Origin of the sequence: Providencia sp. PROV255 (genome assembly GCF_028478065.1) — a bacterium.
Taxonomy (GTDB): domain Bacteria; phylum Pseudomonadota; class Gammaproteobacteria; order Enterobacterales; family Enterobacteriaceae; genus Providencia; species Providencia rettgeri.
The window spans coordinates 98,348-118,621 of the sequence record NZ_JAMPMI010000019.1 but is presented as its reverse complement, the minus strand read 5'-3'; the positions used below and the strand labels follow the sequence as shown (position 1 = coordinate 118,621).

19 protein-coding genes are annotated in these 20,274 nt (G+C 39.0%); 13 read left to right on the top strand and 6 right to left on the bottom strand.

Annotation, left to right across the window (positions count from 1 at the left end):
- The first annotated feature begins 104 nt into the window (after nt 1-104).
- Genes murQ through PR725_RS17580 form a run of 4 tightly spaced genes read left to right on the top strand, consistent with a single transcriptional unit; the run spans nt 105 to nt 4,086 of the window.
- Nucleotides 105-1,025, top strand: a complete 921-nt coding sequence (gene murQ, locus PR725_RS17595; protein WP_109910987.1) for an N-acetylmuramic acid 6-phosphate etherase — start codon at nt 105-107, stop codon at nt 1,023-1,025.
- 56 nt (nt 1,026-1,081) lie between these two features.
- Nucleotides 1,082-2,443 carry a PTS transporter subunit EIIC gene (locus PR725_RS17590; RefSeq protein WP_210850517.1) on the top strand — a complete coding sequence of 454 codons (1,362 nt, stop codon included), beginning with the start codon at nt 1,082-1,084 and terminating at the stop codon, nt 2,441-2,443.
- Nucleotides 2,444-2,458: 15 nt separating this feature from the next.
- Nucleotides 2,459-3,304, top strand: a complete 846-nt coding sequence (locus PR725_RS17585; RefSeq protein ID WP_004909230.1) for a MurR/RpiR family transcriptional regulator — start codon at nt 2,459-2,461, stop codon at nt 3,302-3,304.
- The gene (locus PR725_RS17580; RefSeq protein WP_004909234.1) at nt 3,304-4,086 is read left to right on the top strand and encodes a sulfite exporter TauE/SafE family protein; all 783 of its coding nucleotides are present in this window, start codon (nt 3,304-3,306) and stop codon (nt 4,084-4,086) included. The genes PR725_RS17585 and PR725_RS17580 overlap by 1 nt, the downstream gene beginning before the upstream one ends.
- A 64-nt stretch (nt 4,087-4,150) precedes the next feature.
- On the opposite strand, the gene PR725_RS17575 is transcribed toward PR725_RS17580, so the two are convergent.
- Nucleotides 4,151-5,032 (bottom strand): rhomboid family intramembrane serine protease, encoded by an 882-nt coding sequence (locus tag PR725_RS17575; protein WP_110731802.1) that lies wholly within the window; start codon nt 5,030-5,032, stop codon nt 4,151-4,153.
- 282 nt (nt 5,033-5,314) lie between these two features.
- Complete coding sequence (locus PR725_RS17570; protein WP_109910989.1) at nt 5,315-7,012, bottom strand: NAD-dependent malic enzyme; 1,698 nt, start codon at nt 7,010-7,012, stop codon at nt 5,315-5,317.
- Nucleotides 7,013-7,437: 425 nt separating this feature from the next.
- Here PR725_RS17570 and PR725_RS17565 point away from each other — a divergent pair, with 425 nt between their 5' ends.
- From PR725_RS17565 to PR725_RS17545, 5 genes are all read left to right on the top strand, one after another.
- Entirely contained in the window at nt 7,438-8,061 is a 624-nt protein-coding gene (locus PR725_RS17565) for a hypothetical protein (RefSeq protein ID WP_004909242.1), read from the top strand.
- 59 nt (nt 8,062-8,120) lie between these two features.
- Entirely contained in the window at nt 8,121-8,819 is a 699-nt protein-coding gene (locus tag PR725_RS17560) for a hypothetical protein (protein ID WP_109910990.1), read from the top strand.
- 8 nt (nt 8,820-8,827) lie between these two features.
- The gene (locus PR725_RS17555) at nt 8,828-10,213 is read left to right on the top strand and encodes a serine protease (protein ID WP_109910991.1); all 1,386 of its coding nucleotides are present in this window, start codon (nt 8,828-8,830) and stop codon (nt 10,211-10,213) included.
- 155 nt (nt 10,214-10,368) lie between these two features.
- Entirely contained in the window at nt 10,369-11,037 is a 669-nt protein-coding gene (locus tag PR725_RS17550; RefSeq protein ID WP_109910992.1) for a hypothetical protein, read from the top strand.
- Nucleotides 11,024-11,671, top strand: coding sequence for a hypothetical protein (locus PR725_RS17545; RefSeq protein ID WP_109910993.1), 648 nt, complete (start codon nt 11,024-11,026; stop codon nt 11,669-11,671). Before PR725_RS17550 ends, PR725_RS17545 begins: the two co-directional genes overlap by 14 nt.
- A 157-nt stretch (nt 11,672-11,828) precedes the next feature.
- On the opposite strand, the gene cdd is transcribed toward PR725_RS17545, so the two are convergent.
- From cdd to metG, 4 genes are all read right to left on the bottom strand, one after another.
- Nucleotides 11,829-12,716 (bottom strand): cytidine deaminase, encoded by an 888-nt coding sequence (cdd, locus tag PR725_RS17540; RefSeq protein WP_110731803.1) that lies wholly within the window; start codon nt 12,714-12,716, stop codon nt 11,829-11,831.
- Nucleotides 12,717-12,920: 204 nt separating this feature from the next.
- The gene (locus PR725_RS17535) at nt 12,921-13,616 is read right to left on the bottom strand and encodes a CidB/LrgB family autolysis modulator (protein ID WP_164529068.1); all 696 of its coding nucleotides are present in this window, start codon (nt 13,614-13,616) and stop codon (nt 12,921-12,923) included.
- A complete protein-coding gene (locus tag PR725_RS17530) occupies nt 13,616-14,083 on the bottom strand; it encodes a CidA/LrgA family protein (protein WP_164529067.1) in 468 nt (155 codons plus the stop codon). The genes PR725_RS17535 and PR725_RS17530 overlap by 1 nt, the downstream gene beginning before the upstream one ends.
- A gap of 143 nt (nt 14,084-14,226) precedes the next feature.
- Nucleotides 14,227-16,254 carry a methionine--tRNA ligase gene (gene metG, locus PR725_RS17525; protein WP_004909260.1) on the bottom strand — a complete coding sequence of 676 codons (2,028 nt, stop codon included), beginning with the start codon at nt 16,252-16,254 and terminating at the stop codon, nt 14,227-14,229.
- 262 nt (nt 16,255-16,516) lie between these two features.
- Between metG and apbC the strand changes: the two genes are divergently transcribed.
- From apbC to udk, 4 genes are all read left to right on the top strand, one after another.
- Nucleotides 16,517-17,629, top strand: coding sequence for an iron-sulfur cluster carrier protein ApbC (apbC, locus tag PR725_RS17520; protein ID WP_004256506.1), 1,113 nt, complete (start codon nt 16,517-16,519; stop codon nt 17,627-17,629).
- A 207-nt stretch (nt 17,630-17,836) separates the two neighbouring features.
- The gene (locus PR725_RS17515; RefSeq protein ID WP_004909264.1) at nt 17,837-18,397 is read left to right on the top strand and encodes a LemA family protein; all 561 of its coding nucleotides are present in this window, start codon (nt 17,837-17,839) and stop codon (nt 18,395-18,397) included.
- A gap of 86 nt (nt 18,398-18,483) precedes the next feature.
- On the top strand, nt 18,484-19,440 hold the full coding sequence (gene htpX, locus PR725_RS17510) for a zinc metalloprotease HtpX (protein ID WP_117162169.1): 957 nt from the start codon (nt 18,484-18,486) through the stop codon (nt 19,438-19,440).
- A gap of 178 nt (nt 19,441-19,618) precedes the next feature.
- Nucleotides 19,619-20,263: a uridine kinase gene (gene udk / locus PR725_RS17505; protein WP_004256495.1), complete on the top strand. Its 645-nt coding sequence runs from the start codon at nt 19,619-19,621 to the stop codon at nt 20,261-20,263.
- The last annotated feature ends 11 nt before the right edge of the window (nt 20,264-20,274 follow it).

Below are 20,274 nucleotides of genomic sequence, written 5' to 3'. Positions count from 1 at the left end.
TCATAACCTGCAATTAAGTTGGATGAAATCGCAGTGATTTAAATTGAAATAAAAATTCATTTAATGTATTTTTTAATGAAATTAAATTTCATGAGGGCGTTTGAATGTCTCTAGCCGAAAATACTCTGAGTGACTGTCTACACAATGAATTCAATCAGGAAACGCAACAGTTTTCACGTTTGGATACACTCTCTATGGTGAACGTTATTAACCAAGCAGATAGTACGGTTGCAGGTGCTATTCAGGCCGTTCTACCTGCGATTGCCCAAGTGGTTGATGCTGTTGCTGAGTGCTTAAAGCAAGGTGGACGCTTGTTTTACATTGGGGCGGGTACCAGTGGCAGGCTAGCTGTATTGGACAGTGCAGAATGCCCACCAACATTTGGTACTTCGCCTGAAATGGTACAGTCGATTATTGCGGGTGGCCAAGATGCAATGTTAAAAGCGGTTGAAAATATTGAGGATTCAGCGGAATCAGCGATTGATGAGCTAAAAAAGCGCCAGCTTTGCGCAAAAGATGTCGTGGTGGGGATTGCTGCCAGTGGACGTACACCATTTACTTTAGCAGGTATTGAATACGCCAATGAAATCGGTGCGTTAACGGTGGCTATTACCACGCGAGGCTGGGGATTAGTCAGTGATGTCGCTAAATTAGCTATTGCACCCGATGTTGGTCCTGAAGTGTTATCGGGTTCAACTCGCATGAAAAGCGGTACTGCACAAAAAATGATTTTAGGCATGCTAAGTACCTGTGTAATGGGGCGATTAGGTCGTATTCATACTAATTTAATGGTTGATGTCGTTGCCAGTAATATCAAATTACTGCGCCGCGCAGAACGGATTGTTAGTGAAGTCTGCGGTATTGATGAACACACCGCGGCAGGGTTATTGGCACAAGTGGATTATCATCCACGACGCGCAATTTTAATGCATGAGCTACAGATTAATGCACAGCAAGCAACGGATATCGTTCAACAGCATCCAAACACCACCTTGGACAGCATGTTAGCAATCACTGTTAAGTAATGGGATAGCGTGATGAAGAGCGGGTTTACTGGCTCAGTCAACATCAGGGGAATCATATGGCTAATAAGATAGAACATCTGGAAGTACTCGCCAGAGAAATAGAAAAATATGCGGGCGGCTTTGAGAACGTGGCAACATTAACTCACTGTATGACGCGTATCCGTTTAGTTTTAAAAGATAACAGTAAATTCGATGCTGAAGCTTTGAAACAAATTGAGGGTGTAAAAGGCGTTATTTTCAATGGTGAGCAACAACAAGTGATTGTTGGAATGGGAACCGCAGCGAAAGTCTTTTCGGTGATGAACAAACGCATGCAAGGTAGTACCTCTGTAACAACGGAAAGTGCAGCACCAGCAGAGAAAAAAGCATTTTCCATACGACGTATGCTAAATACGTTGGCCGCCATTTTTGTTCCAACCATTCCTGCACTGATTGGTTGTGGTTTGATTATGGGGCTGATCAATATTGTGCGTTTAGTGGCACCAGGCGTTGTTGAACAATTCCCTGAATTATTTAAGTTATTAAAATTGATTGGTAGTGCAGTCTTTGTTTATCTTTCAATTATGATTGGGGTGAATACTGCGAAAGAGCTTGGTGCATCTACCTCAATTGGTGCGGTCATGGCTGGATTACTTTCAATGCCAGGTTTAGCGGATATCACCTTATTTGGCTCGAAGTTAGTCCCGGGTAGTGGGGGAATTTTTGCAGTGCTTATGGTGGTCGTTTTCTCTTCTAAATTTGAAGTGTGGTTTAGAAGTATCATTAAAGAAAGCTTAGACCTCATCGTGACGCCATTTGTGACCATTTTAGTCTCAGCGATGGTGGCAATTGTAGTGTTCCAACCTGCAGGGCATTACTTAAATCAAATTTTAGCGCAAGGTGTTTCTGTCGCTTTATTAAATAGTGGCGGTGGTGCCGTGGCGACGGGCGGTATTTTAGGCGGTAGTTTCTTATTCTTATTACTAACGGGTTTACATCAAGGTTTGATCCCAATTCACGCTGAAATTTTACAAACTTTTGGTCTGAATTACTTGTTCCCAATTTTAGCTATGGGGGGAATGGGGCAAGTGGGTTCGTGTTTCTGGGTTTATTTAAAAACCAAAAACCAACGCTTGAAGAAAACCTTAGTCGGTGCGTTACCTGTGGGTATTTTTGGTGTCGGTGAACCACTTTTATTTGGTGTGTCATTACCATTAGGTAAACCATTCATTGCAGGTTGCATTGGCGGAGCTGCGGGCGGGGCATTAATGGCGTTCTTCCATGTCGGGATCATCATTCCTTTTGGAACAGCAGGGTTATCATTAATTCCATTAGTGGGTGATGGCCAAATATTGGATTTCTTAATTGCTGTTGCAGGTGCATGGATTGTCGGGTTCATTGCCAGTATGATAATAGGCTTCACTGATCCAGAAAAATAATTAGAAGGAAAAGCCATGTCGACACTGACGGTAAAACTGGAAAGCTTGCAGACACGCGGTAAAGGCACAGAACAACGTATTGCCACCTTTTTGCTGGATAACCGCGAAAGTCTTATCGCGATGAATGCAGCGGAGTTGGCGCAGGCGGCTGGGGTAAGTAGTGCATCTGTTATCCGCTTTTCACGTCAAATGGGGTACCGTGGCTATCCTGAATTTAAAGTCGATTATTTGTCGGATGAGAAACAACACAAAGCCGAAAGCCTATACGGTAATCTGAGTCGCCACGATGATACTTCTCAGATTATCGCTAAAACGGGGCACATGTTTATTTCGGCTATTGAAAAATCACTGGATCTGCTTGAACCACCAGTTGTGGATACGATTGCGCAAAAAATGTACCAGGCCAAACGTATTGTGCTGTTTGGTGTCGGGTCTTCAGCTATTGTTGCCAGTGATATTTTCCATAAATTAATTCGCATTAATAAACATGCACTGTTTAGTTATGATTTGCATGTTCAGCTAAGTTACTCGGCAAATTTGGGGCCAGAAGACCTTGCTATTGCGGTAACGGCACGCGGAAATACTCAAGAAATCAATAGCATGCTTCGTTCTGCAAAAGAAACCGGATGCCCGACAGTCGCACTGACGCGTTTTGGCCAAGATGAAGCGATGAAGTTAGCGGACTTCGCCTTGCCTTATTTTTATGATGAGCAACACTCCCAATTAGGCATCATCACCCCCCAAGTGTTACAGATGATTACTTTCGATACATTATTTTTTAAATACCTCACGTTAGCAGATAGTGATGCAAATGAAGCATTACAAAAAGGGCGACGAGCACTGATACAAGGCAAGAGTTAATGATTGTAACGGAGTTAGCGATAGGTGCACTGATTGGGCTGATTATTAGCACAACGGGTGTCGGTGGTGGTGTGATTGTATTACCGATACTGACCTATTTTTTTGGGCTAAATGCATTAGCGGCAGTAGCCACTGCCAATTTTCTTTCGATGTTAATGAAGGTTTCTTCTTCTTATATGCATTTTCGACTAGGCAATATTCCCTTTAAAGGGGCAATGATTGTGTTAGCGATTATGTTACCGAGCACCTTTCTCTCTAGCTTGTTTGTGACATGGCTGGGGGGGTTACCGGGGTATGAAAAACAAGTTGAGTGGGGGATTAATCTCTTAGTGGCTGCTGCCATTATTTTTTCGCTCTATTTATTTATTCAGCGAATGTTTTTTGTTTCGATCATCAAACAAGAAACGGCGAAAGGGGACCAGCTAAAATCCATGGCTGTGCCAGCTATCTTGGCGGGTGTTGTACTTGGTGCAACGGGTGTTGGTGGTGGGGTGGTTGTTCTCCCTATGTTATTGCGCTATATGCAACTAAATATTAAGCAAGCAATTGGCACATCGATTTTTGTAACAACCGTGTTATCCGGTTCCTCTGCTTTAGCTTATGCGCAAGATGGCTATACGGATTTAAAATTGGCGCTGATATTGTGTGCAGGGGCATTGATTGTGATGCCACTGGCTAAATATTTACTGATCCGTTTATCTGAACGCACCTTTCAATACATTACATTGTTATTAATTACCTGTAGTGCAGTAATGATGACAATGAATTTATTCACCTTCTAGGGTCATGAGTCCTATTATTGATGTTGTTAATAATAGGACTGACTCTTCACTAAAAACGGTGCGTTTATCGCTGATTAAGCTCTTTTGTCATTTCTTGGTAAATAAATTGGCGCTCATAGTTTAGGTCTTCGTCTTGTAAGGAAGAAAACTGGCTGAGTGTAATAGTGAGTAAGGCGGCGGCTATAAGTACAATTAAGCCACTAGACAGCAGTTTTGCTCGAGCTGTTGCATGGGGAGCTAGTACAAAAGCGCCACTGATAACCGCACCGAGTATTGCGCCACCAATATGAGCTGCGTTGTCAATACCTGACTGCAAACCATTGATAAGAGTTAACGCAATCATCCCAATAATATTATATAGCGGGCGTTTTAATTGGTTGCGTTCTTCAAGAGAAAGGTTGGGGTGATTAATTCTTTTTAATAAATCAATGACAGAAGCCGCAGCTAACCCCATAATGGCACCAGATGCACCAATGCCAACAGTAATATACACTGTGTTATCAGGTAAATATAAACTGTTCCATGCATTCATTGATGCTCGGCTTGCTGCTTCCTTAATGGCTTCGCTATATTGCCAATAAGCACTAAAAAATGCGGCACCAATACCTGAAAATAGGTATATCGCGAGCATCCTAAATTTTCCATAGGTGCGTTCGCATTCAATCCCAATAACAAACAAGGCCAATGTATTTAAAGCAAGGTGCATACCACCTGAGTGCAATACCATACTGACTGGATAACGCCACCAATCCCCAGTTAATGAAAGTTGGTAAACATTGGCACCAAATAACAATAAGTTATTTTCTTGGGAATCGAGTGGGGCGGCATAATTGAGCTGGTAAAAATAAACAACAATATTCAGCACTGCAATAAAAAGCGTTAGGGCTATTGCCCATAGGGAAAACTTAGGTTTCTGTGGAATAGCAGTATTGAGGTCGCCAGTCATGTAAATGTCCTATTAATCAGTCATGGCCGTTATCTTAAATAAGTGATTTGTTTAGCGCAATTTATCATTATCTGAGAATGCAGATATCATTTTGTAGGGGTCATAAAAAACAAAAAAAGAGCTCTAAAGAGCAGCAAGTCTGATAGGTTTTGAAAATAAATTAGGAAAATCAATTTATTGATTTTCGGCTGATAACACAAAGCGGGAAAAACCACGCTTTTATCCCGCTTTGTCAATAACCTCAGGAGCTCTAAGAGCTCCTTTCAACGTCATTATGACAAATTAAAACGAAGTTCGTTTATAGGTACGGTACTCAGGCTTCCAGAAATTGCGTTCAATAGCTTCATCAAGCGCGCTATCCGAAGTGACCGTTGCCACACCTTGAACTTGTGCTTCTTTTGCCACTTGTTTAGCAATAATGCGTGAAACATCTTGGATATCAGACAGTAAAGGCAATAGCGCACCTTCGCCATTTTTGGCTAGTGGCGAACAGCTGGCGAGAGCACGGCTGGCAGCCATTAACATGCCATCAGTGACACGTTTAGCACCAGAGGCAATCACACCAAGACCAATACCCGGGAAGATATAGGAGTTGTTACATTGTGCAATTGGGAACACTTGGTCTTTGTAAGACACTGGGTTAAATGGACTTCCTGTTGCGACTAAGGCCTTGCCATCAGTCCAATTGATAATGTCTTCAGGGCGAGCTTCAACACGTGATGTTGGGTTAGATAACGGCATCACAATAGGGCGTTCACAGTGCTTATGCATCTCTTTAATGATTTCTTCTGTGAATAACCCAGCTTGGCCAGACACACCAATCAATATGGTTGGTTTGGCATTGCGTACGACATCTAACAGTGAAATTGAGTCACTGTTAACATCCCAGTCGGTTAAATTTCCACTGCTTTGGGTTAATTTGGCTTGGAAATCGAGTAAATTAGGCAGTTTATCGGTTAATAAACCAAAACGATCAACCATATAAATGCGCGAACGCGCTTCTTCGTCGCTTAACCCTTCAGATTTCATTTGAGCGATAATTTGTTCTGCGATACCGCAACCCGCTGAGCCTGCACCTAAGAAAGTCACGCGTTGGTCACTTAACTTACTGCCTGCGGCATGGCTGGCGGCAATTAAGCTACCTAATGCAACCGATGCGGTGCCTTGAATATCATCATTGAAACAGCATAGCTCATCACGGTAACGGGTTAATAAAGGCATCGCATTTTTCTGAGCGAAATCTTCAAATTGTAATAATACATTTGGCCAGCGGCGTTTAACTGCCTGAACAAATTCATCAAGGAACTCGTTGTATTCATCACCCGTAATACGTGGGTGACGCCATCCCATATACAGAGGGTCATTCAGACGCTGTGGGTTGTTGGTTCCTACGTCAATAACAATAGGTAAGGTATAAGCAGGGCTGATACCCCCGCACGCGGTATAGAGAGAGAGTTTCCCAATTGGGATGCCCATACCACCGATACCTTGGTCACCAAGGCCTAAAATACGTTCGCCATCAGTAACAACAATCACTTTCACATTTTGTTTGGTGGCGTTTTGTAGCATGTCGTCGATGTATTCACGATTTGGATAAGAAATAAATAAACCACGTGCACGACGATAAATGTCAGAGAAATGCTCACAAGCTTCACCCACGGTTGGGGTATAGATAATAGGCATTACTTCAGTGAGGTGAGCATCTATAAGGCGATAAAATAAGGTTTCGTTGGTGTCTTGAATATTTCGCAGATAAATGTGTTTATCAATATCTGATTTAAAATCAATTAATTGGCGATAGGCTCGTTCAACTTGTTCTTCGATGGTTTCAACTTGTTCAGGAAGTAAACCATGCAAGTTAAAATTTGCACGCTCTTCTTCGGTGAAGGCGCTTCCTTTATTCAGCAAAGGGAATTCAAGCAAAATTGGGCCAGCGTAGGGTATATAGAGAGGGCGTTTTGTTTCGTACTCATGTTCCATGAAATATCACTCTTCGGACGATTAATCAACAAAGTCAGGGTAGATCCTAAGCTAAACAGCAAATATGTACAGTAAATAATGATAAAAAAGCGTTAAAAAATTTACTGAAAAATATTGTGCATATGATAAGGAGTTTATGCGCGAAAGGGAATGAAAGCCGATAACGGCATACGCATTACGGTAGGTAGATCACGCTTAGGCAAATAATGAATGTCTCATCGTTATTTTTACGTTTTCAAACGTTAGTTTAGCTTTTCTGCGGGTTCAATTTTTTCATGTTTTTTCTTATTTTTAGTCAGTTACAGAGAGAAAAAACGGATTCACTGAAAGTTAAATTATATTTTTAAATATCATATATTGCTGCAAGTTTTAAATTTATATAAGTTGAATTTTATTTTATATTTCATTTTTCACTAAGGAGTTTTATGAATTTAATTAATGGGGTGTTAAGAAATAAGCGTATTTATATATTACTTATTATGGCATTTCTAGGAGGAATGAATCATTCAAGAGCAGACTATAACCCAATCGAAACACTAAGGAATATTGACAGCTATTTCTATGAAAACAAATATGGCTCATCAATTTTTGGTCGAGTTATAACAGATTATTTTTATTTGGTGATGAAAGAAAAAAACAAAACAATTAATAACACATTGATAGACAAAATAAATTATGACCATGCATTAGAAATGCTTCAAGTATTGAAGCGAAAAGCGAAGAAACAGAGTACAGGTGAAAAAGTCTCTCATGATATGACTTATAAAGAAGCAGATGAAATACACTATCTGGTCATGTTACGTAATAAAATACCCGAAGAAGCTTGGGTTTTAGGTGTGGTATTTTCTGTATTAGATGAAAAAGAAAAAGAATTTTATTGGCAAAAAATTATGGCAGCTTCCGGAGACCGTGGCCATGAATTATCGGTAATATACAGCTTGATGAAAGTGATGTTAGAAAAGGAAAAGAAGGCCACTAAAAAACAGAAAATAATTATTAATAAATGGTATGAACGTATGAGTAAAACATTAGCTTCTGCTAAATCATAGTTTTCATTTAAATAAGTTTGAAAACTAAATGTTATATAAGTATTAAGGTGTCAATTATTATGAAATTATATTTTTGTTTAATTCTACCGTTATTATTATTTTCCTGCATTGTAAATGGCGAGAACCGCCCCGGCTTTGTCTGTGGGCAGTTTAATAAGAATATTATAGAAGTTCCTGGCGAGTATGTTTTTCCATTTGCTGAATATGAAGGGTATAGCTATTTTGACCCAAGGTTTATTGAAAATAAAAAAGGGTGTGAGGCTAATTTTAGAGTGCTGCCAATGCGAATGTCTTGGTCTGATTTGAAACCATCTAATGAGGTAAGTAATGATGTTAAAATTATAGAAGTTTATGCTGAACCATTAAAAGGAAACCCTGAAAAATATTTGAGTTATAGAAAACACGTGTATTTAGATATGGGGTACCTCAAAAGAAAGGGGGAGTTATATTATGATGAAGAGTTGGATCTTTATTTTACTGAAGTGACTGTAACAATACGAAGAAGTATTGGTCATAAAGATGATATGTATTTTAATAAAAAAGGATATTATTGGAAGGAAATTAATAATGAAGTAATTTTTTTAATTGAGTGTGAATGGTTACCAATTGATGAGAAGTATCATAAGTGTTTTCAATATTTTTTGATTCCAGAAATAGGAACTAAGGTTAAATTTTATTTTGATGCTAAAGAATTATCTAATAGCAATATAATGAGGGAAAAAATACGCATTTTTTTACTCGACCATGTTAAAAATTAGGAGATAATATGAGAACTCAAGAAATTAGAAAGGGTGATTTAAAGTTAACTCGTAGTGATGTTTCTAATGCAATTAAAATTTTATACGTAACCAAAGAACCAAAGTTGATGTATGAATATTTGGAAAGTAAAGGAGACCGATATGCTAAATTAGCTAATAGTGTGGTTAAAGGTGATTCTCTTTCAGGTGCTTTTGCGCTTAATTATTTAGATGAAGCTATTTTAGAGCATATTGGAGTGCAAGATGAGTTTATAATTGAGCGTATTCGCTATGATATGGCAATAGCTTATGTTCAAACCCTAAAAAATAGATTTGAAGATGGAAAGGATGTAATCTATGGTGATATAAATCACATAGAGGCTAAATTATTTCATAGTAGTGTATTTTCTTATTATAATCTTCCTTCTGATGCATGGACTTTAGAACCTGTATTTTTTGTGTTACCTAGAGAACAAAGAGAGAGTTATTGGCAGAGAGCTTTAAATTCTGTAGGTGATATAGAAAGTGAAATATTATTAAGTATAAATACTAAAGATATAATGTTTAGAGCATTATATGAAGCTCCAGCGCATATGCAGCCTAAAATACATAGTTGGACTAAACGAGTTCTGGATATTGATAATGTAGTAGATGGCGTGGTGGTTACAGCCAAGAAATCTTATCAAAATATTATATCTCATATAGAAGAAGATAATATGGATAGAATAAATACAATTATTTATAATACAGGAAACCCTTTAATTGATAGAGGAACAGAGCGTTTTTCATTTTGGGATTATCCTTCACAACATTTAGAATCATTTCAAGTACAAACAGATTGGCGTGGCCAAACGGAATTTACACATAAAAATCTATTGTCTGAATATTATTTAGAAAGACCTGACTATATATTACCAGAAACAGGCTTATTTGATTCACCATCAGTTAATTATCAACCAGATGTTGCTCATTATGATCGTATGATTGATGATTTAAGGGGAAATATGCCATCAATAAACAACAAGTCAACACCTCCAATTAAGTATCCACACAATATGGTAGATAAATCGATATTGGAAAGCACTTATCCAAAATCCGAACCGAATAGACAATTAGCACCTCGTACAACAAACCTACTTGATAGGTTTAAGGATAATGAAACACCAACAAATTATTATCTAGAACGCCCGAGTGTTGTTCTTCCGGGAACGCCAGGATTTAAAGACTTCCCTACAGATACCATAAGAAATAACCATCATTTTGAAAATATGATTGGCCAGTTAAGAGACAATATGTCATCAATGAACAATTCAATGGACTCATTTGAAGATAAATACTCAATACCCTCAATGCCAAGTATACCTGAATTTAGTTATAGTGGTTATTCTTCTGGAGGATCTTTTAGTTTTAATTAATATTTAAAAAGTCTACTTATAATAAAATAAATTATTTTAGTTATTAGTAAACGAATGGTGATTACTGATGTTTCTTTTTATGTGGGCAATGTGTTTTTTACATAATTTATTTTTAAGATTATTGGTTTCTAACTTTATGAATCACAAGGATGTATATGAATTATAAATTAATAGTTGTGCTTTCAGTTTTTCTTCTCGGTGCTTGCCAAAATCCTCAAGGAAATAATGTAAAATATAATAAAAAAAATACAACTAATTTTTGTGAAAAAAAAGGTGTTAAAACGCCACGTCTTTTCTTTATGCTACAGATGTTATACTTTTCTGAATCTAAGGATTTAATATTTGATAGAAAAAAATTAGTTATTTTCAAGGGGGGAAAAGATAATAACCCAATGTTAGAATTTTTAAAGTATCCAAAAGAAGCATTTATTAAAAAATTAAGCCATGAACAGGCAATGGATTTTTATCGTGAGAATTTAAATGAAATGGGAATGTCTTATCATGCTTGGATTTTAGCAGATGTTTTAGATATTATTAATGAGAGAAACCGAGAGGCACTATGGCAACAGTTCGTTTTTGTGATGAATAACAACGATCCTGCGAAGGAAGCTAAATTATTCATGATGCTTTGGTATGCAATGGTAAGAGAAGCTTCCAAACCACCATCAGACAAGCAAATTAAAAGCAAAAGATGGCTGGAGAAAATGAGGCGGATTACTTTAGTTAAAAATATAGAAAAAGAATTAGACTTTATGTTTGAAGAAATGATTAATAATTCAATGAATTTTAATAAGAATAAAAGGAGTTCTAATGATGGTTTCTAAATTTATTATTTCTAAATTAATTTTTATAATTTTATCATGTTTAATTCTCATAAATAAAGGTTACTCTTTTAATGAAAAATATAACCCTCAAAAGGTAAATGATTCAAGTGATAAATATTTCAGTATTTTTATTTATCTAGAAAAAGAGTTTTTAAATAATCATATGAAGGCACGGGGTGAGTCATTCACCAGTGAAAAACGGAGTCGGTATCAAAAAGAAGTCAAATTAGCATATGGACGAATTATGAAAAATCGCAAAGAAAGTGATAACATCCCAATTGGTGATATTACACATCAAGAATTTATTAAAATAAAAAAAGAAGCGATGTTAAATTCAGGGATTCCTTATGAAGGTTGGTTGTTTAAAGATGTATTTGAAGTATTATCTATAGATAAAAAGAATAAAATTATAGGGAAACTATTAAATAGCTTTTCTAATAAATCACTTAATGGTGAATCAGCGTTATTTGCTAGCATTTGGCTAGACATGAAAGAAGAAGCCGCGCAATCTGTATCGATAAAACAGCAACAAAGCCAAGCTTGGCTAGAAAAAATGCGAAAGATCCCTTTAGTTATTACATTAGAAGACACGATAAATGAAACAGAAAAATTGTTTAATGAATTTACTTACTAGGGCATATATTAATCAAAACTAGTGAGTCCTATTATGGATGGCCACTTTGCAGGTAAATAGTTTTGTGAACAAGATTAAAGTTCTAATAACAACTATACGGTTATTGCTATTTATTCAAGCTCCCAGCAATAACCGTTACTTTTAAATCAATATCAAATTAATCCAAATAAGCTAATTCAATATTTTGGCAACCTAGTGCCTGTAATGTATTTTCGGTCACACACCAATGTTTGATAATCGCATCTTGTTTTTCAACAAACTTAGCTTGGTCGATGGCGTGAATATCTTTACCTGCAAGGTTAATCATAATTAAAGCGGCTTGCAGTGGTGGTAAACTTGGGTTGAATGCGGCATTTTCTGCGTAGCGTCCGGTAAACAGTGAGCCATCTTTTAATTGTAACGCAATTCCTGAATGGGATCGGCTATAAGGTGCATGGGATTGGTTTGCAGCCTCAATTGCTGCACTTAATAACCGGTCACGGCTTTGGTTTTTATAGCCATGGTCAACAGGGTCGAGTAGTAAAGTAGTAATATTGAGGTCAGACGGCCCAAATGAGTCGGGTAAATAGTGGTGTAGTACTGCGGGTGTGCGGCCCGGTAAATTCACCATAATTTTACCGCCTTCACGCAATTCATTCATAAATTGGCGGCAGTGCCCACAAGGTGTGTAATTCACGGTAATTGAGGTAATCTGCGTTTCACCTTTCATCCAAGAGTGTGTCACTGCACACTGTTCTGCATGGATCACTTGCCCCATTGAAACATGGCTAAATTCCATATTGGCGCCGAAATATAAATTACCACTTGCGCCGCAAGCGATTGCACCAACGTGAAAATGGGAGATTGGAGTAATTGCATAAGCCGCAGCGAAAGGCAACAACGCAAAGGCTAATTCAGCGTCGCTTACACCTGCTTCAGCTTTAATCTGTTTGACTTGTTCCGCTGTTAACATACCTCGGAAATCAGAATTATCAATGATTGGTCTAAGTACCGACTGTAACTTTTCTGGAAGTTCGGCCCAAGCGGCCTTAAATCGTGAATGCATGTGTTACCTCCCTAATTAATTATTTTTATTCTATTCAATAATGCGCTCAACAATATGTGACTTAAGTCACCATTTTAAATGAAACATATGAAACAAATTCTTTAATTGAGAGATATATCTCATGTTTTCTCCGTGTGTTAGTGAGTAAGAGGCTAATAAATTCCTCTTACTCATTTGCTTGGATATTGGCTTAGTGAATTAAGCTTAGCTAAAAAGATGTAAAATAACAGGAAAGATAAACGGGGCTATAAGTGAGGTGATAACCCCACAGGTCATCAATGCAAGGGAACTGTAAGCACCTTCAATGTAATTCACTTCGGCACAGCGGGCAGTGCCTAGGGCGTGGGAAGCGGTTCCCATCGCGAGTCCCCTTGATGCGTGGGTTCGTACACGCAGCACATCAAATAAGCTATGGCCAAACATGGCGCCTAAGATCCCAACAAATAACACGCAGGCGGCACTAATCGCAGGGATCCCACCAACCGAATTAGCAACAGCCATCGCGATAGGGGTAGTAACCGATTTAGGCAAAATAGAACCCGCGATATCAGGGGTTGCCCCCAACCATAACGCGATGGCGGCACCGCTAAACATGGCCACTAAACTACCTGCAAAACAAATGCTTAATAAAGATTTCCACTGGGCTCGAATTTGGTGCATTTGTTCGTAAAGTGGAAAAGCGAGCGCGACGACTGCAGGCTGTAGTAAATCATTGAGTATTTTGCTACCTGCAAAATAGTGCTCATAAGAGGTATTCGTGATCACTAGTAGTGCAATCAATACCGCAATAGTAATTAATAGTGGGTTTAAAATCGGTAACTTAAATGTGGTCGACAGCTTACGAGCCAAATAAAACACCACAATGGTCAGCGGCAATGACCACCAAATATGTTCTAACATTATTCATTCCCCTTAGTTTTATCATTATTAATGACCGAAGAAATTGGGTCTTCGGGGGGTAAAGGAACGTCATCAGGTTGAGCCCCAACGACAGGGCGTTCCTTATGAATATAGTTGGAACTGATGGCGACAACGACCATAACGATTAAGGTACTAACCACACAGGAAACGATGATAGGAACCATTTGTTGGCTGAGTAATTCATAGTAATTCATTATGCCAACACCAATAGGAACAAACAGGATGGTCATATTTTTCAACAAAATGCTGCAACCGGGTTGTGCCCACTTCGCGGGAATAATTTGTAACGCAAGCAGTATGAATAAAATTAACATGCCGACAATGCTGCCAGGGATGGAGAATGGAAGTCGTGTTGAGATAAGGTTTCCAATAATCAGGCAAAGGTAGAGTATTGCGAAAGCTCGCAAATATTGCCATCCCGTTATCAGTACCTGTTTAAATGACATGAGGCTGGTCCTGTAATGTAATATCTATTCATCATACAATTAACTTTATTATTGTGCTACCGATCACAATAAAAAGCCAATAAAAAAGTGGGAAGTATTTAGCTTCCCACTTTTAATGAATAACAGACTAGAGCAAGTATGGGTTATTTAACTTGCATACCGGGTTGTGCACCACTGTCTGGGCTGAGTAAGAAGATATCTTTACCGCCAGGGCCAGCAGCCATTACCATACCTTCAGAAATACCAAAACGCATTTTACGGGGTGCGAGGTTGGCAACCATCACGGTTAAACGGCCTTCTAAAGCTTTAGGGTCTGGGTAAGCGGAGCGAATACCAGAAAATACTTGGCGAGTTTCACCGCCAATATCTAATTGTAATTTCAGTAGCTTGTCTGAGCCTTCAACAAAATCAGCTTGCTTGATTAATGCAATTCGCAGGTCAATTTTCGCAAAGTCATCAAAGGTGATGGTATCTTGAATTGGGTCATCGGCTAGCGGCCCCGTAAGTTGCTGAACGGGTTTGATACTCTCTTTTGAGGCTTCGACCATTGCATCCACTTTTGCCATTTCAATGCGGTTAAACAATGCCTTAAATGGTGCGACGCTGTGGTTCAATAATGGGGTGTTAATCGCATCCCATGATAATTCACTATTTAAGAAAGCTTCAGCACGCTTAGTGAGCCCTGGTAAAACAGGTTTCAGGTAAGTCATCAGAACGCGGAACAAATTGATGCCCATCGAGCAAATATCTTGCAGCTCTTGATCTTTACCTTCTTGTTTTGCCACAACCCAAGGGGCTTTTTCATCAACATAGCGGTTTGCGATATCGGCTAATGCCATGATTTCACGGATCGCTTTGTTATATTCACGGTTGTTATAATCCTCACCGATAACTTTAGCGGCATCAACAAATTGTTGGTATAACTCTGGCTCAGCAAGGTTTGCTGATAATTGACCGCCAAAGCGTTTAGCAATAAAGCCCGCATTACGTGATGCCAAGTTAACCACTTTATTGACGATGTCGCTGTTGACGCGCTGGACGAAATCTTCCAAATTAAAATCGATGTCATCAATACGCGAAGACAGTTTTGCTGCATAGTAATAGCGCAAGCAGTCGGCATCTAGGTGATCTAAGTAAGAGCGGGCAGTAATAAATGTACCGCGCGACTTCGACATTTTTGCCCCATTAACCGTGACATAACCATGAACAAACAGGTTTGTTGGTTTACGATACTGGCTACCTTCTAACATGGCAGGCCAGAACAGGCTGTGGAAATAGACGATATCTTTACCAATGAAGTGGTAAAGATCGGTTTTTGAATCTTTATTCCAAAACTCGTCAAAATCAAGATCGCCGCGTTTGTCACACAGGTTTTTAAAGGAGCCCATGTAACCGATAGGCGCATCTAACCAAACATAGAAATATTTACCCGGCGCATCAGGAATTTCAAAACCGAAATAAGGTGCATCACGGGTAATATCCCATTGTTGTAGGCCGGATTCGAACCATTCTTGCATTTTGTTGGCGACTTGTTCTTGTAATGCGCCAGAGCGAGTCCACGCTTGAAGCATGTCGCTAAATGCAGGAAGATCAAAGAAAAAGTGTTCTGAATCACGCATGACAGGTGTAGCGCCAGAAATCACTGAACGTGGGTTAATCAGCTCTGTTGGGCTATAGGTTGCGCTACAGACTTCACAGTTATCACCATATTGGTCTTCGGCTTTACATTTTGGACAAGTGCCTTTAACGAAGCGATCTGGTAAGAACATGCCTTTTTCTGGGTCGAAAAGCTGTGAGATAGTGCGGTTTTTAATAAAACCGTTATTTTTCAGTTTCCCGTAAATTAGCTCTGATAAGACTTTGTTTTCTTCACTGTGTGTGGAGTGATAGTTGTCATAACTAATGGCGAAACCAGCAAAATCGTTCTGATGCTCTTGGTTCACTGCCGCAATCATCTCTTCTGGCGTTACGCCAAGTTGTTGAGCTTTAAGCATGATTGGAGTTCCGTGCGCGTCATCGGCACAGATAAAGTGAACCTCTTTGCCGCGCATTCGCTGATAACGGACCCAAATATCAGCCTGAATATGTTCCAGGATATGACCAAGATGGATTGAACCGTTAGCATAGGGTAACGCACAGGTTACCAGTAATTTATTCGCGACTTGAGACATAGTAACTTTCTTACTTCCATTATTTGAAAAGGGTCTTTGATGTTAACCGATCAAAACCATCGCTGCTAGGGGTATAAAATATTAATTGGCAATTTGTTAGAAAAAGAAATTTTTACCTCTTTGTGGTTTTTACTATGCGGGGTAATCACTATTTTTTGTGTTCTCTGTTATGATTAATCTCAGTCAAAGTATATCTGTTTAATTTTATGTAGCTTATTATTCAGGATGTACCTAGTTCAAAAATATAAATAAAGGAGCCGGGATGAACGATAAATCCCCCGAGCAGAACAAACCAGAACTGCTGACTGAACAAGTCTCCAAAGTTTTGGCTTCATTTACACACCCAACACTGCAACGTAATTTGATTTCTATCAAAGCGTTACATCATTGCGCAATGTTGGACAACGTGCTGCATGTCGAATTAGTTATGCCATTCGTTTGGAAAGGGCCGTTTCAAACTTTAATTAGCGAAAAGACCGCTGAATTGAAGCAACAAACAGGCGCTCATGCTGTTGAATGGAAACTGCGTCATGACATCACGACATTAAAACGTGCAAATGATTTGCCGGGTATTAATGGTGTTCGTAATATCTTAGCCGTCAGTTCGGGTAAAGGTGGCGTTGGTAAATCAAGCACTTCTGTGAACTTAGCGCTCGCTCTGGCACAAGAAGGGGCGAAAGTGGGGATCCTTGATGCGGACATTTACGGCCCATCAATTCCAAATATGTTAGGCACAACATTAGAGCGCCCAACCTCTCCAGATGGTCAGCATATGGCCCCGATTATGGCGTATGGCTTGGCAACAAACTCAATCGGTTACTTAGTGACGGATGACAACGCCATGGTTTGGCGTGGCCCAATGGCAAGCAAAGCATTAATGCAGATGCTGCAAGACACGCTATGGCCGGATTTGGATTACTTAGTTATCGATATGCCACCGGGAACGGGAGATATCCAATTAACACTTTCTCAAAATATCCCTGTCACTGGGGCAGTGGTAGTGACAACACCACAAGATATCGCCTTGGTTGATGCCATGAAAGGTATTGTGATGTTTAAGAAAGTCAATGTCCCAGTACTGGGTGTGGTTGAAAACATGAGCGCACATATTTGCAGCAATTGTGGGCATGTAGAGCCGATTTTTGGTACCGGTGGTGCTGAGAAATTAGCAGAAAAATACCATACTAAATTATTGGGACAGGTTCCTCTGCATATTTCTTTACGTGAAGACCTTGACCGTGGCCAGCCTACTGTTATGCGTGATCCAGAAGGCGAATTTGCCGATATCTACCGCGAAATTGCTTCAGGAATTTCTGCTTTGATGTATTGGGAAGGGGATAAAATCCCAACAGAAATTTCTTTCCGTGCAGTTTAATCGGCCATAGAATAAAAAGGCTATTTAGTTTATGACTAAATAGCCTTATTTATTGTCGACACTTTCCTCTACTAAACGCATTTGTTTTAGCCTTCTATTTTTCTGAATTGTTCGCGGAATATTTCTTTATTGAGTCATGTTCGCGTAGAATAGCCGCATCTGTTATTTAATCAGTTTTCTTTCTACGGGTAATCCGAAAAGGTGACTATGAAATTTTTAATTTTTATTGTTGTCGTGGTGCTGATCGTTATTTATTTTTATAACCGTATCGTTGCGTTGCGAGAAGCTGTTATTTCGAGTGAAACAGAAATTTCAGTTCAATTAGACCGTCGTGGAAAAGTATTTGATAGCTTATTGGCAACAGTTAAAAAATATTTAAGTCATGAAACCGAGGTGTTCAGTAAAATTACTGAACTACGGACACAAGCACAAAATGCGACAGGGGATAAAGCCCGCGAAGCCGAAGATGCATTATCAAAAATGGTGACCAGTGGGGCGATTAATGTCGCAGTTGAAGCTTATCCTGAGCTAAAATCCGATGCAATTATGGCAAATTTACAAGAAGAAATCGTTTCTTCAGAAAATAAATTGTCATTTGCTAAACGTGGTTATAACCGCTCATTAGAAACTTATAATGCGTATATTGCGTCTATGCCTGCGGCACTAATTGTTGGCATTATTCCTAGCTTAAAAATTTCCAAGGAATATTGGCGTCTTGATGAAGAAACCATCAAGACTGAGGAATCACGTCGTATTAATTTTGATTAAAAACCGCTTAACCTTTGAAGTTATCAATCATCGGAATGCCTTATGGTGTTCCGATATTATATGAGTGGTAGATAACAGGTCACATTATGGATTTTAGAAACGTCATTCGTAAAAATAATATTCGCACACGCTTAGTGGTGATGAGCTATATTTTTTTAATGCTAATTATTGGCTTATTGGCGGATATTGCAACACACCCAAATGAGCAATTGGACTTAGTCGATAATGCGATGATGTTTGTGACACTTCATGAATTACCTATCGCCACTTTTATTGTTTTAGGCTTAACCTTTCTTGGGTTGATTTATATTCATTTTAGAGGCCATAAAATGATGTTAGCTGGGATGAATGCCAGAGAAATAACCCAAGAAAATGCGAGTAGCCCCCAAGAAAAACAACTTTTTAATATTATTGAAGAATTAAGTTTAAGTGCTAGTTTAGGTTATATTCCCCGTTTATATATTTTAGAAACGGATGAGCCGAATGCTTTTGCGGCAGGGTGGAATAACCGTAATGCGCTTGTGGGGGTAACCAGAGGTTTGTTGCAAACGCTTAATCGGCAAGAAGTTCAAGCCGTTCTCGCTCATGAAGTTGGGCACATTATTCATGGTGATTCAAAATTAACCCTGTATGTGGGGATTTTGGCAAACGTGATTTTAACGGTAACGAATTTATTTAGTCAGATTTTTATCCGAACAGCAGGGCGCAGCCGCAATAATGCCGCTAATAAAGCGCAAATGATCCTATTAGTTCTAAATTTTGTTTTGCCGTGGATAACCCAAATACTCTATTTTTATTTATCTCGCACTCGTGAATATATGGCTGACGCCGCGGCAGTGGATTTGACTGCAGATAACCAAGCCATGATTAGTGCGTTGAAAAAAATCTCCGGTAATCATGAAACCCATGAATATGATAACAGTACCACAGGGCAAGCTTACCGTAAGGCCGCTTATATTTTTAATAAGGGCGATTCTGTGTTTTCAACTCACCCCTCGATTGAAAATCGCATTGCGGTATTAGAAGGAAAAAAACAGTTTTAGTGTATAAATGACATTTTGTACGCTCCGATTTACGGCATTTCCTATCTAATGGGTGTTTTTTTAGCGAACTTTGTTGAGGTATGCTGGAACAACACGCCATTACCCCCTATAATTCCGCCAACATAACATTTTTCTGTTGTGTATCTCATTTCTAAATATTTAACCAGGTTATCATTTTATGACTGACATAGCGCATCACTGTACCATTGTAGGTATATCGGGAGCCTCTGCATCTGGCAAAAGCTTAATTGCAAGCACGTTATACCGTGAGTTAAGAGAACAGGTCGGTGATCATAATATCGGTGTTATTCCAGAAGATTGTTATTACAAAGACCAAGCCGATGTCCCAATGGAAGAACGCCTTAAAGTAAATTATGACCATCCTAACTCGATGGACCACAGCTTGCTTTATGAACATCTCAAATCACTGAAAAGTGGCCAAGCAGTAGAAATTCCGCAATACGACTATGTCGCTCATACACGTAAACAAAAAACCATCACGTTCAAACCTAAAAAAGTCATTATCATTGAAGGTATTTTGTTATTAACAGATAAACGCTTACGTGGTGAAATGGATTTTTCTATTTTTGTTGATACACCACTTGATATTTGCTTGATGCGCCGTATTAAACGTGATGTAAATGAAAGGGGCAGAACGCTTGATTCCGTTATTGACCAATATAATAAAACGGTTCGCCCAATGTTTTTGCAATTTATTGAGCCATCAAAGCAATATGCCGATATCATTGTTCCTCGCGGTGGGAAAAACCGTGTAGCGATTGATATCTTGAAAGCGAAAATTGGCGAATTCTGTCAAGATTAAACCGCGCAGAA